Raw genomic sequence first — 12,584 nt, 5'->3', positions numbered from 1 at the left:
TCAATGGGCGTGTTCGGCCGAGCCTTTGCCCAGTTCGGACTTGAGGATGAAGCTGCCAACCGTGGCCACCTGTGCCCCGGCGTCGAGGCCCCGGCGCACTTCGACGTAGCCGTTTTCGCTGACGCCCAGTTCCAGATGGCGGGTGACGAACCCGTCCGCCGTGCGAACGAACACCGAGGGCTTGTCCTCGACGGTCTGGATCGCGGCCTCGGGCACGGTGACCTTGGCCTGGTAGGTGTCGGTGGCGATCTGTACGGCGACGAACAACCCCGGGCGCCAGGCGTCATCGGGGTTGGGCACGGTCACGCGCACGGTGGCGGTGCGCGTCTGCTCGCCCAGCAAGTTGCCCACATAGGCCACGGTACCGAGTACTTCGGTGCCCATTTCGGTGGAGCTGACTTTCACCGGCTTGCCGACGCGGACCTTGTTCAAGTCCTTGGGAAAGACGCCGAACGTGACCCACACCTGCGACAGGTCCGACAAGGTGAAGGCGTTGCTGGTCTCGCTGACCACCTCGCCGACGCCCAGGTGTTTCTCCACCACCACGCCGGCGAACGGTGCGCGCAATTCATAGCGATTACCGCCGGCCGGCACGGCGCTGCCGCTGAGGGCGGTCATCTTCTGGCGGGCGTTGTTCAGGGCGATTTCGGCTTCCTGCAAGGCCTGGCGCGCCAGCAGGTAATCCTGCTCGGCGGAGATCTTGTCCTGCCACAGTTGGCGCTCGCGCTGGAAGGTGGTGCGCGCCAGTTCGAGGCGGCGCTGGCTGGCGGCCAGCTCGCTGCGCTGATCGGAAATCTGCTGGCTGGCGATCACCGCCAGCAACTCGCCTTGCTTGACCGTCTGGCCGAGGTTGACCTTCACTGCCTCCACCACCCCCGCCGCACGCGGCACGATGTGCGACGTGCGGTCTTCATCGAAGCGCACTTCACCCGGCAACGACAGCACCGTGCTGATCGGCCGCGGCTGGGCCTGGGCCAGTTGAATACCGGCGGCCTCGATCTGCTGCTCGGTGAGTTCGAGTGTGCCTTCTTCTTCCTCGGCGTTTGCCAGGCCGGACAGCATCAGGCCCAGGACAAGGGCTAGCGCCACGCCATGTTTAGTCTGCATAGAGGACTCCAAAAAAATCAGAAACGGGCGAGGTCGCCGTAGATCCGTTCGATGCGTACCCAGGCGTCGGTGGCCTGGGCGGTCGCCGTGAGGTATTGGGTGCGGGCAGCGATCAAGGTGCGCTGGGCGTCGAGGACGTCGAGGAAGTTGAACTTGCCCATTTCGAAGCCACGGGTGGCGCTGTCCACCGCGCTCTGGGCGGCGGGCAGGATCTGCTGGTTGAATGCGCGCACTTCGGTGTTCGCGGTTTGCCACAGGTCCAGGGCCTGGCGGGTTTCGGTGCGCAGGCGCAGTTCGGCGGCGTTGCGCAGGTCACGGGCCTGGTCGGCGCGGCGGGTGGCGGCGAGCACGTTGCCCTGGTTGCGGTTGAACAGCGGGATCGGCATCGACACGCCCACCAGATTCACGCGCTCGCGCACGCTGGCGTCGTACTGGCTACCAATCGACACATCGAGGTCGGGGATGCGCTGGGCTTTTTCCAGGCCCACGCTGGCTTCGTTCTGCAGGATTTGCAGTTCGGCCAGGCGCAGCTCGGCGGTCTGTTCAAGACGCGCCAGCAGTTGCGCGGCGGGCGGCAACGTCGCCGGGCCGCTGCTTGGCGTGGCGACGGCGGCGAAGTCGGGCGCGGCGCTGCCGGTGCTGGCAGCCAGGCGGCGATAGGCATCGCTGACACCCATCTGGGCGCGGTTGAGTTCCAGGCGGATTTCCGACAACTGCACCTGGGCGCGGGTGGCTTCCACTGGCGACGATTTACCGGCGTTGACGCGGCCGTTGGCGATCACCAGGCCGCGCTCGGCCAACGCCAGGGAGCGTTGCGCCAGGTCGAGGCGCTCCTGGGCGCGAAGGGCGCCGTAATAACTGTCGATCACCTCGGCGCGCAAGCCGTTGCGGCGCTGTTCGAGGGTCAGCGCCGCGACGTCCTGGCCGCGCGTGGCCAGCTCGATGCGCGCGCCGCGCTTGCCGCCCAGTTCCAGGGTCTGGCTTAACTTGAGCGTGGTGGTGCGGGTGTCGCGGCGGGTGTCTTCGGCATCCCACGAGGCCACCGGGTTGGGGATCAGCCCCGCCTGCTGGCGGCCGCCGCTGGCGATGTCGATCTCCCATTGCGCGGCGGCCAGGTCGGGGTTGTTGGCGAAGGCGGTTTGCAGGGCGGCGTCGAGGGTCAGGGTTTGGGCGCCGACCCCTTGCGCCGTCGCCAGCAACACGATGATCGAGCACAGTAGAGTTCTTGCACGAGTTGGCATAACGAGAGTTCCAGGCCCATGAAATGGCGGATAAATCCAAGCCGGGGCACTGTAACTTTCGGTACTTATCAGGGCGGTGGGGCGAACATTACAAATCCGTTAGCAAGGCTCAAGCATGGGCGTCTTCGGGCCCGTCACGATGAAAACCCTCGCCCTCGACCTGCAGCGTGACGTGGGAAATATCGAATTGTTCATGCAGCAATTGCGTCACTTGAGCGAGGACCTGCTGTTCGGTGCCCGGCATCGCATCCGCCACCAGATGGCTGCTCAGCACGTTCTTGCCACTGGTGAGCGCCCAGATATGCAGGTCGTGTACGTCCTTCACGCCGGGCACGCCACGCATGGCCTGCTCCACGCTGTCGATATCGACGCCGTCGGGCACGCCTTGCAGCAGCACATTCATGCTGTCCTTGAGCAGCACCCAGGTGCGCGGCAACACCCAGAAACCAATCGCCGCCGCCACCACGGAGTCGACCCAAGCCCAGCCGGTCAACATGATCACGACGGCCGCGATGATCACACCGATAGAGCCGAGCATGTCGCTCCAGACCTCCAGGTACGCGCCTTTGACATTCAGGCTTTCGCCACTGCCGGCGCTGAGCAGGCGCATGGAGATCAGGTTGACGAGCAGCCCCAGCACGGCGATCACCAGCATGCCGGTCGACTGGATTTCGGCGGGTGCCTGCAGGCGTTGATAGGCCTCATAAAGGATGTAGAACGCCACCGCAAACAGCAGCAACGCATTGAACGCCGCCGCCAGGATTTCAAAGCGGGCGTAACCGAACGTGCGCTTGCGGTCGGCGGGGCGCTTGGCGATCTGGATCGCCACCAGGGAAATCGCCATGGCCAGGGCATCGGTCATCATGTGCGCGGCATCGGACAACAGCGCCAGGCTGCCGGTGATAAAGGCACCGATCACCTCGGCAATCATGAAACTGCTGGTCAGCCCGAGGGCCATCCACAACTGCCGTTCGTGGCCGGCGCGTACCTGGGCGTGGTTGTGTCCTGCGCTCATGAAACATCCTCGTGGGGTGTGGTTGGATGAATCATAGAGCTATCGGCTAAATACGCTGGCACGGGTTACAAAATTGTCATCCGCACGCCAGCAGGCGGTTACCTTTGATGACACCAAAACCTCTTTGCCCCAATGGGTCAGCGGTGCAAAACGAAACGTGCGTCCAGCTTACCGAGCAACTCAAACGTATTCATATAAGAGACGCCGACCAGTGAGCACACATTGGGAATGGTGTATTTACGCTTGATATCGGGGTTATACACTTCATGGGTTACAACCACCGCTCCCGTCGTCATCGCCTTGGCAATCAGCCACGGGTCTGCCCCTTCAAGAAACTCCTCAAGCGCGCCAACCTTCATCAGCGGCGCCTGCTCGGCAATTTTGGCGACGATATACCCAAATGCCACTTGAGTCCGTTCATCGCTGGCGTCTTCAAAGAGCTGGGCATTGCTCTTGACCCACTGGGTCAGATCGTCATTGCCTTTAGCCAGCTCGTCCCTTACCGGTACGATACTGGCAATCTCCAAAGCCTGGTGTTGTTGAAGTATCCATGCCCAATAGCCCGGACAAATCGTCATCCCGTAATAGCGATTTTTGGCCTCGATCAGCGTATTCGAATCCAATAGATGCTTCATGCCGAGAGCTTCATTCCATACGTCTTCAACTTGGCAGGCTGCACACCCAGCAGTTTTCCCGCGTCGCGTAGCAAAATCTGACCGCTCTGGGCTTGCGCCAGAACAGCCTTGCTCAACCGGGTACTGTTCCTGGTCGCAGCGGTACGGTAGTAGTCCCCTCCACCGCCGTCCTTATCTCGATATGCCTGCAAGATCCGTCGGTAGTAGGCGCCGTATTGATCGCCGCTGATGTAACCAAGGTCACGCGCACGGCGGGCAATGACGAGTGTGCTGACATGAAAGCGCCCCGCCAAAGGCGCCAGGTTGTCTTCCCAGTAAAGATCGCTGTCCCAGTACGCGCTGAAGGCGATTCCCGGCGCAAGAAACTCGCCCGCCACCGCATTGCAGAAGGCTTCTTCTTGACCAGGCCCCTGACTGCCCCCATCGGATACGCCCGTACTGCCGATCCAGAGATGGGCAAGCTCATGCACCAGGGTAAAAAGCCGTGCCGAGGGTGCATCCGCACTGTTGATAAACACAACGGGGGCCATCACGTTGCTGATCGCAAATCCTCGAAACTCGCTGACATCAAGTTTCCTGCGGGTATTGCCCAAGGCAACACCGCTGCGCATAACGAGAATGCCGGCGTCTTCCGCGCCACTCACCAATGCCCGCATATAGTCTTCATAACTCATACGGGCCGGGGCATCGGTTACGCCCAGGACACGACGGATATCGGCAACGACGTCCTTGATCGGCGAGCGACTGTTGAAGCTCCCGACAAAGGAAAGCGGCGCTCGTTCGTGATCCTGCAAATACTCCAGGTACCAGGCCTGTTTGCGTAGCACATCCCTGACGGTGTCCATCAAATCCAGGCTGGGTTTATCGGGTAATTCGCCGCCTACCGTGCGCAGGTCCGGAAGTGGCAGATGCTCCTGTGGAGGCGCCTGGAGAAAGAGAAAACCAAAAGGAACATGCGCGATGGCAGCCCACTTTTGCGCCTGGTTAAAGGTGGGAAGGCTCCGGCCGCTCTCCCACTCCATGACCCTTTGCGTCTTGACCGTAAGCCCCTTGGCGACCTGAGCCTCAGACAGCCCCGCCCGCTGGCGAGACCAGGACAGAATGGCGGGGTTGATAAGGGCCGTCTGGGTCATGAAGGGCTATGTGCTGATCGGGGGGTGGACCTGACTATAGGAGCGGCCGCAATACCCGTCAATTGGTGGCCCTTAGGCTCCGCGAGCGCCTGCATCCACTGCGTGGCGCTTGCTGAACAGCACCACACTCACCACCCCCACCGCGCCCATCACCACGCAATAACCCACGCAAATCCACGGGCTGGTCGGCATCAGTGCGATCAGCATCAAGGGCGTGGTGCTCGCCCACAGCGCGTAGGCAATGTTGTAGGTGAAGGAAATGCCTGACACCCGCACCGGCGCCGGGAACAGTCCGACCATCACCGACGGCACTGCGCCGACCACGCCGCAGCTCAAGCCTGCCACGGCATATGCCGCGCCGAGCCAGACGCCACCGGCGATCAGGCTGGCGTATAACACCGCGATCCCCAGTGGCAGCAACAGGCTGTAGACCAGCACCGCGCGCCAGGCGCCGATGCGGTCCACCAGCAGGCCGGCAAGTACGCAACCGATGTTCAGGAACACAATGCCCAGTGCGCTCAGGGCGAAGGTGTGGCTGGGCGTCATGCCGAAGGTTTTCTGCATCATGGTCGGGGTGATGACCACCAGCACCACCACGGCGGAGGTGAGCACGCAGGTGAGGATCATCGCCGGCAGCAACACGCGGCGATGATCGCGCAATACGGTGCGCAGCGGCAGTTCGGCGGCGGCTTGGCGGCGCGCCTGCATGTCGAGGAATACCGGGGTTTCGTTGAGCCAGCGGCGCAGCCACACGCCGATCACGCCGAAGACGCCGCCGAGCAGGAAGGGGAAGCGCCAGGCGTAGTCGAGGATCTCCGCCGGGGTAAAGATTTGCGCCAGCAGCGTGGCGGTCAGTGCGCCGAGCAGGTAGCCGAAGGTCAGGCCGGCCTGCAAGAAGCCCAAGGCGTAACCGCGGTGATGGGGCGGCGCGTGCTCAGCGACAAAGGTCCAGGCGCTGGGCACTTCACCACCCACCGCCGCACCTTGCAGCACGCGCAGCACCAGCAGGATCAGCGGTGCGAAATAGCCGATTTGCGCGTAGGTCGGCATGATCCCGATCAGCAGGCAGGGCAAGGCCATCATCAGGATGCTCAGGCTGAACACGCGCTTGCGCCCCAAGTGATCGGCGAAGTGCGCCATCAGGATGCCGCCCAGCGGGCGCGCGAGGTAGCCGGTGACGAAGATCCCGAAACTTTGCAGCAGGCGCAGCCACTCGGGCATTTCCGGCGGGAAGAACAGTTGGCTGAGGGTCAGCGCGAAAAACACGAAAATGATGAAGTCGTAGATTTCCAGGGCACCGCCGAGGGCGGCCAGGCCCAGGGTTTTGTAGTCGGAGCGGGAAAAACGCTGCGCCTGGGCAAGCGAGGTGGCAGTCATGTTGAGGCTCGGCAGACAAACAAAATGGCGTGCAGGTTATGAGCTGCGCCGGATGATGGCAATCGCGGCGGATATATTTGTTTTCCTCAATGATCGATGAAGATAACTGCATTCCCATATCAATGGCCGTAGCGGAACATGCCGTAAAACTGCCAAAACCATAACAATTACAAGAGGAATGACTCGTGGCCGATGCTATCGAAGAAAGCCGCTATGCCCGATTTGCCCTGCGCTGCTCCAATTTCGCCGAACGCTGGTTTCCCGACTCCTGGGTGTTTGCCGCCCTCGCCGTGATCATTGTCGCCGTGGCGACCCTGGGCATGGGCGCCGCGCCGACCGAAGCCGCCAAGGCGTTTGGCGATGGGTTCTGGAGCCTGATCCCGTTCACCATGCAGATGGCCTTCGTGGTGATCGGCGGTTACGTGGTCGCCAGTTCGCCACCGGCGGTGAAACTGATCGACCGCCTGGCGCGCATCCCGAAGAACGGCCGCTCGGCCGTGGCTTGGGTGGCGTTGATTTCCATGGTTGCCTCGTTGCTCAACTGGGGGCTGTCCCTGGTGTTCGGCGGTTTACTGGTGCGCGCATTGGCGCGGCGCACGGACTTGCGCATGGACTACCGCGCTGCCGGTGCCGCGGCCTACCTGGGGCTCGGCGCGGTATGGGCGCTGGGGCTGTCGTCGTCGGCCGCGCAGTTGCAGGCCAACCCGGCCAGTTTGCCGCCGTCGATCCTGTCGATCACCGGGGTGATCCCGTTCACCGACACCATCTTCCTGTGGCAATCCGGCGTGCTGCTGCTGGCGCTGATCGTGGTCTCGCTGATCATCGCCTACGCCACCGCGCCCGGCCCGAACAGCGCCCGTGACGCCAAGGCCTGCGGGGTCGACCCGGCCTTCAACCTGCCCACGCCGCAGGCCCCGACACGCCCGGGCGAATGGCTGGAACACAGCCCGGTGCTGACGATCCTGCTGGCGGTGCTGGCGGCGGGTTGGTTGTTCCACGAGTTCTCGACCAAACCGGCGATCAGCGCGATTTCCGGGCTGAACACCTATAACTTCCTGTTCATCATGGTCGGTGCGCTGCTGCACTGGCGCCCGCGCAGCTTTCTGGACGCGGTCGCCCGCGCGGTGCCAACCACCACCGGCGTGCTGATCCAGTTCCCGCTGTACGGCTCGATTGCCGCGCTGATGACGGTGGTCAAGGGCGGCGACGGCCAGACCCTGGCTCACCATATCTCGACCTTCTTCACCTCCATCGCCTCCCACGACACCTATGCCCTGTTGATGGGCGTGTACTCGGCGGTGCTGGGTTTCTTCATCCCGTCGGGCGGCGGCAAGTGGATCATCGAAGCGCCCTACGTGATGCAAGTGGCCACTGACCTGCAATACCACCTGGGCTGGGCCGTGCAGATCTACAACGCGGCCGAGGCGCTGCCGAATTTGATCAACCCGTTTTATATGCTGCCGCTGCTGGGCGTGTTGGGGCTGAAGGCGCGGGATCTGATCGGGTTTTCGTTCGTGCAGTTGCTGGTACACGCGCCGTTGGTGTTGTTTCTGTTGTGGGCGTTGGGGACGACGTTGAAGTATTTGCCGCCGGTGATGCCTTAAACGCAGCGGCAAGCTTGAGGTTTGTAGCTCCAGGCTTTCCGCTTAAAGCGTGTAACTTCAAGCTGTCTTCCCTGCGTCACATTCCACTGCTACCGTCCTGGCGAAATATCTTGCAACAAACCGCCAGCAAGGACTCCCGCAATGAGTGACGAGCACGAAGACCGCCCGGCCCCCGATTCCATCGATCAACCGCCGGTAGACACCAGCCGGCGGCGCTTCCTCGGCGGCGCAGCGGTGCTGGGGGTGGGCGCGACCTTGAGTGCCTGCGGCAATCCCGGCGACGCGCCGGGCAAACCGCTGCCTCGGCCGCTCACGCCGCAAGAGTTGGATAAGGCATTACACGACCAAGTGAAAACCGTCGTGGTGATCTACGCCGAAAACCGCAGCTTCAACAACCTGTTTGCCGATTTCCCCGGGCTGGAGAAACCGCTGTCGGCATTGTCTCCCGCCGACTATCAGCAGCGCGACCGCGACGCCAGCGTATTGACCACCCTGCCCCCGGTGTGGGGTGGTGTGTTGCAAGTCGGCTCGCAAAGCGTCGACGGGGTGACCTACCCCAGCGAAGTGCAATTCCAGGAAAACCTGCCCAACGCCCCGTTCGCCCTCAAGGGCCCGAACGCCGAAGACCTGCCCTTGAGCCTGGTCACCCGGGATTTGTGGCACGTGTTCTACCAGAACCAGATGCAGATCAACGGCGGCAAGAACGACAATTTCGTCGCCTGGGCCGATTCCGGCGGCCTGGTGATGGGGCATTACGCCCAGAGCCGTTATTCCCTGCGCCTGTGGGACGTGGCCAAGGAGTTTGTGCTCTGCGATAACTTCTTCCAGGGCGCATTTGGCGGCTCGTTCCTCAACCACCAATACCTGATCAGCGCGACCGCGCCGGTTTATCCGAACGCCGCGCAGTCGGTGGCCAAGGCGCAGATCGCCACGCTGCAAAGCGACGATCCCACCGACCCACGCCTCAAGCCCCTGGACAAATCCCCGGCCAGCGCCATGAGCGGCCCGCCGCAGTTCGGCCCGAGCGCGCTGACCCCGGACGGTTACGCCGTGAACACCCTGGCCCCGCCCTACTGGCCGACCTGGATTCGCGACCCGCAAAACCCGGACTACGCCAAGCCCGACCTGCCCAACGTGCTGGTGCCGCAGACCCACGAACACATCGGCGACAAGCTGTCGAAAAAGAACATCGACTGGGCCTGGTACGCCGGGGCCTGGCAAGCGACGCTGGAACAGTTCAAGGACTCGGGCGGCATTCCGAAGATCCCCAACTTCCAGTACCACCACCAGCCGTTCAACTACTTCAAGCAACAGGGCCCGGAAAACCGCGCGGAGCGTGACAAGCGCCTGCGCGACGCGGGCCTGGGCGATGAGTCGAGCACCAACAAGTTCTTTGCCGACGCGCAGGCGGGCAAGCTGCCCGCCGTGACCTTCTACAAACCCCAGGGCAACCTCAACATGCACGCCGGTTATGCCGACGTAGCCTCGGGCGACCGCCATATCACCCGCGCCCTCAAGGTGCTGCAGGAAAGCCCGCAGTGGAAAAACATGGTGGTGGTGGTGACCGTCGATGAAAACGGCGGCTGGTGGGACCACGTGGCACCGCCCAAAGGCGACCGCTGGGGCCCTGGCACACGGGTTCCGACCCTGGTGGTGTCGCCGTTCGCGCGCAAAGGCACGGTGGACCATACGGTGTACGACACCGCGTCGATCCTGCGCCTGATCACCCGCGTCTTCCAGTTGGAGACACTGGACGGGCTCAAGCGGCGCGACGACGCCATGATCGCCCGCGGCCAGAAACCGATGGGCGACTTGAGCAATGCGTTGCAGTTCGAGGTGTAGGACGGCTTATCCAATAGCGACACGCCCGGCGATTTTGCACGCGGTTTTCCTGGTCAGCCGCTACTGTGTGGAGGTGGGCTTTCACCCCGCGCAGACGGGCTCTCGCTGACAAGGAATCATCTATGTTTAAACCGACCAGGTTGTCCTTCACCTTGGCCGCACTGATCGCGAGTGCGGTCGTACAGGCCGACATCGACGTACCGCTGGGCAGCACGCAACGGGTTACCCAGTTGTTCGCTTACCCCAATAACTGCAACGTGATCTGCTTCCGGCCGTGGACGCTGGAGCAGACCGTCGAGCACTACCTCAACCAGAGCCTGCAGCGCGACGGTTACAGCCGCGCCAAGGTCAGCGTCAGAAAGCATGACGGCCAGGTCGCGGCGACCTTCAGTGGCGTGCCCGACAACTATGGCCAGCCGCTGACGAGCTTGCTCGCTACCGCCGACCTGGCCTACCAGGGCGCGAGCCGGCTTAACAGCGATGGCAAGTGGGCTTACAACTGGTACTTGTTCCTGCCGCTGGGCATGGCCCTGGAAAACCGCAAAAGCATCGAACTGCTGCACTTTCCGCCAGATTACTCACTGACCCAGGCCCAGGATTACCTGGAATCGGCCACCACCGACCGCTGGGCCGCCCTGCTCGTCGACAATGGCATTCCGGCCACCGAAACCCCGGCCTACCAGACCATCATCGACATCGCCCCGATCGCCGCGCCGTCCAACGCCGGGAAAGACCTGGAAAACGTCTACAGCTACTTCACCGACTACCAGACACGCATGGTCAAGGAACTGAGCGTGCCGCCCAAAGGTGCGTTGCCGATGGTCGCGTTCGGCGCACCGGTGCGCAGTTGGATCAAGCAACAATACGGGCAAACCGTGGGTGTGCTGGGCCTGGCGCAGATCAGCCCGATCCCCGGCAAAACCGTCTCGGTCCTGGGCGCCAACCACCCCAGTTACATCTGGTATGCGGCAAGCCCCGACACGTATGACGGTAACGAGCAGAAGGCCGACGAGGCCGGTTTGAAAGTGATGGGCCAGGATTTGAGCGCCGCCTGCTGGCAAGCCGGAATGGGCCAGAAACCGGCGAGCGATGCGAATGTGCTGCTCAAGGCGTGCATGAACACCTGGCAGGTCACGCGTAAAGAACAGACCTGCGAATTGTTCTACACCTCGGTGCGCAACCTGACCCCGGAACAGGCCAACGCGAAATGCGCCACGTCCGCGATCAAAGCCCAGCTCAAACAACTGAAAGACGCCGCGCCCACCCCGACGATCAGCGCCCCGGCGCTGTAAAAGCGCAAAAAAAAAACCGATTTCTACTGTCAAAGTTGACAGTAGAAATCGGCGTTATGTTCAGCGAGTCTTGATCCGGGCCCATCCGCTGCAAGACTGGCAGTCAGACACCACCCGCAGGTCGATGCAGCCCACCCCAGGAGAGTTATGAAAACTCGCGCCATGGATAAGGCTGTAAACCCTGTGAATGACTGCCTTTACCCGTTCAAGACACTGTTCGTCGGGCAGGGCTACCCTTCGTCCAAACACTTCCAGGTCACCCACTCCAGGGACGGCGCCGGGGCCAGGGTCAAGGCACGCATCACCTTTGAGAGTCGCATACGCATTGCCAAGGTCTCCGGCTACGCGGTGAACGAGCGACGCCCGCACACCTTGCAACTGTCGCCGCGCATCCACTTGTACGACTGTTGGTTCTGCGGCCTGCTGCGCCACTCCTGCAACCCGAATGTATTTTTGGACACCACCTACCTGGAGCTCTGGACCGTGCAGCCCATCGCGGCCGGCGCCCTGTTGACCCTGGATTACGCCTGCACCGAGGACGCGCTGTTCCGGCAGTTCGCGTGCCAATGCGGCGAGCTGAACTGCCGGGGCTGGATCACCGGCAGCCAGGAGCCGCTGAACGCCGAAGGGCAGACGTTCATGACCCTGTGGCGCGAGCGCAAGCGCCCTTAGGCTTCACCCAGCGGGCGCAAGCGATACTGCGGCGGCAACTGCTCAAAACCAGTGATGGTGGTGTTCAAGCTCTTCCAGCGGCCATCCTTGATGCCGTAGATGCAACCGTGGATCGACAGGCTCTGCCCCCGGTGCCAGGCGTTTTGCACGATGCTGGTATGACCGACGTTGGCCACCTGCTGAACCACGTTCAATTCGCAGAGGCGGTCGACGCGCTCTTCCTCAGTCGGCAACTTGGCCAGCAGATCGCGGTTTTCGTAGTAAAGGTCGCGAATGGTGCGCAGCCAGCCGTCGATCAGGCCGAACTGACGGTCCTGCATCGACGCCCGCACACCGCCGCAGCCATAGTGGCCGGTGACCAGGATATGTTTGACCTTGAGCACATCGACGGCGTACTGAATCACCGACAGGCAGTTAAGGTCGGTGTGCAGCACCACGTTGGCCACATTACGGTGTACGAACAGATCACCCGGCAGCATGCCGACGATTTCGTTGGCCGGTACGCGGGCGTCGGAACAGCCGATCCACAGGTATTCCGGTGCTTGCTGGCGGGCCAGTTTGGCGAAGAATTCGGGATCTTCCTGTTTGATCGCATCCGCCCAGCGTTCGTTGTTATCAAGCAGCTCTTGTAGTTCGTTCATCAGGGAAAGCCTCAGGAATGATGCG

11 protein-coding genes are annotated in these 12,584 nt (G+C 62.5%); 4 read left to right on the top strand and 7 right to left on the bottom strand.

From position 1 onward, the window contains the following. The 6 genes from LQ249_RS04310 to LQ249_RS04285 form a co-directional block, all read right to left on the bottom strand. Entirely contained in the window at positions 1-1,107 is a 1,107-nt protein-coding gene (locus tag LQ249_RS04310) for an efflux RND transporter periplasmic adaptor subunit (RefSeq protein WP_057005637.1), read from the bottom strand. Between the two features lie 17 nt (positions 1,108-1,124). Beyond that, positions 1,125-2,348 carry a TolC family protein gene (locus LQ249_RS04305; RefSeq protein ID WP_057005636.1) on the bottom strand — a complete coding sequence of 408 codons (1,224 nt, stop codon included), beginning with the start codon at positions 2,346-2,348 and terminating at the stop codon, positions 1,125-1,127. 109 nt (positions 2,349-2,457) lie between these two features. Next, a complete protein-coding gene (locus tag LQ249_RS04300) occupies positions 2,458-3,363 on the bottom strand; it encodes a cation diffusion facilitator family transporter (protein WP_046384819.1) in 906 nt (301 codons plus the stop codon). Between the two features lie 137 nt (positions 3,364-3,500). After that, positions 3,501-3,998 (bottom strand): DUF4411 family protein, encoded by a 498-nt coding sequence (locus LQ249_RS04295; protein ID WP_017844499.1) that lies wholly within the window; start codon positions 3,996-3,998, stop codon positions 3,501-3,503. After that, positions 3,995-5,131: an XRE family transcriptional regulator gene (locus LQ249_RS04290; protein WP_046384820.1), complete on the bottom strand. Its 1,137-nt coding sequence runs from the start codon at positions 5,129-5,131 to the stop codon at positions 3,995-3,997. The genes LQ249_RS04295 and LQ249_RS04290 overlap by 4 nt, the downstream gene beginning before the upstream one ends. Before the next feature lie 72 nt (positions 5,132-5,203). Beyond that, positions 5,204-6,508, bottom strand: coding sequence for an MFS transporter (locus LQ249_RS04285; protein ID WP_046384821.1), 1,305 nt, complete (start codon positions 6,506-6,508; stop codon positions 5,204-5,206). 185 nt (positions 6,509-6,693) lie between these two features. On the opposite strand from LQ249_RS04285, the gene LQ249_RS04280 reads away from it, so the two are divergent. The 4 genes from LQ249_RS04280 (at position 6,694) to LQ249_RS04265 (ending at position 11,918) form a co-directional block, all read left to right on the top strand. Then, on the top strand, positions 6,694-8,112 hold the full coding sequence (locus tag LQ249_RS04280) for a short-chain fatty acid transporter (protein ID WP_017844502.1): 1,419 nt from the start codon (positions 6,694-6,696) through the stop codon (positions 8,110-8,112). A gap of 141 nt (positions 8,113-8,253) precedes the next feature. After that, entirely contained in the window at positions 8,254-9,954 is a 1,701-nt protein-coding gene (gene acpA / locus LQ249_RS04275) for an acid phosphatase (protein WP_017844504.1), read from the top strand. 122 nt (positions 9,955-10,076) lie between these two features. Further along, complete coding sequence (locus LQ249_RS04270; protein WP_232566209.1) at positions 10,077-11,246, top strand: hypothetical protein; 1,170 nt, start codon at positions 10,077-10,079, stop codon at positions 11,244-11,246. 147 nt (positions 11,247-11,393) lie between these two features. After that, positions 11,394-11,918, top strand: a complete 525-nt coding sequence (locus LQ249_RS04265) for an SET domain-containing protein-lysine N-methyltransferase (RefSeq protein ID WP_108525184.1) — start codon at positions 11,394-11,396, stop codon at positions 11,916-11,918. Here the strand turns inward: LQ249_RS04265 and can are convergent. After that, positions 11,915-12,559, bottom strand: coding sequence for a carbonate dehydratase (gene can, locus LQ249_RS04260; RefSeq protein ID WP_017844507.1), 645 nt, complete (start codon positions 12,557-12,559; stop codon positions 11,915-11,917). The two genes, LQ249_RS04265 and can, sit on opposite strands and share 4 nt — an antisense overlap. Positions 12,560-12,584 lie beyond the last annotated feature (25 nt).

The sequence above is a fragment of the Pseudomonas sp. 7-41 genome (assembly GCF_021233075.1).
Taxonomy (GTDB): Bacteria; Pseudomonadota; Gammaproteobacteria; order Pseudomonadales; family Pseudomonadaceae; genus Aquipseudomonas; species Aquipseudomonas veronii.
This window is presented reverse-complemented; position numbering and strand designations above follow the sequence as displayed.

What these genes read in the sequence shown, in the direction of transcription:
- LQ249_RS04300 (WP_046384819.1), bottom strand. Translation starts at nt 3,363, where the DNA reads ATGAGCGCAGGACACAACCACGCCCAGGTACGCGCCGGCCACGAACGG.
- can (WP_017844507.1), bottom strand. Translation starts at nt 12,559, where the DNA reads ATGAACGAACTACAAGAGCTGCTTGATAACAACGAACGCTGGGCGGAT.
- LQ249_RS04290 (WP_046384820.1), bottom strand. Translation starts at nt 5,131, where the DNA reads ATGACCCAGACGGCCCTTATCAACCCCGCCATTCTGTCCTGGTCTCGC.
- LQ249_RS04295 (WP_017844499.1), bottom strand. Translation starts at nt 3,998, where the DNA reads ATGAAGCATCTATTGGATTCGAATACGCTGATCGAGGCCAAAAATCGC.
- LQ249_RS04270 (WP_232566209.1), top strand. Translation starts at nt 10,077, where the DNA reads ATGTTTAAACCGACCAGGTTGTCCTTCACCTTGGCCGCACTGATCGCG.
- LQ249_RS04310 (WP_057005637.1), bottom strand. Translation starts at nt 1,107, where the DNA reads ATGCAGACTAAACATGGCGTGGCGCTAGCCCTTGTCCTGGGCCTGATG.
- acpA (WP_017844504.1), top strand. Translation starts at nt 8,254, where the DNA reads ATGAGTGACGAGCACGAAGACCGCCCGGCCCCCGATTCCATCGATCAA.
- LQ249_RS04285 (WP_046384821.1), bottom strand. Translation starts at nt 6,508, where the DNA reads ATGACTGCCACCTCGCTTGCCCAGGCGCAGCGTTTTTCCCGCTCCGAC.
- LQ249_RS04265 (WP_108525184.1), top strand. Translation starts at nt 11,394, where the DNA reads ATGAAAACTCGCGCCATGGATAAGGCTGTAAACCCTGTGAATGACTGC.
- LQ249_RS04305 (WP_057005636.1), bottom strand. Translation starts at nt 2,348, where the DNA reads ATGCCAACTCGTGCAAGAACTCTACTGTGCTCGATCATCGTGTTGCTG.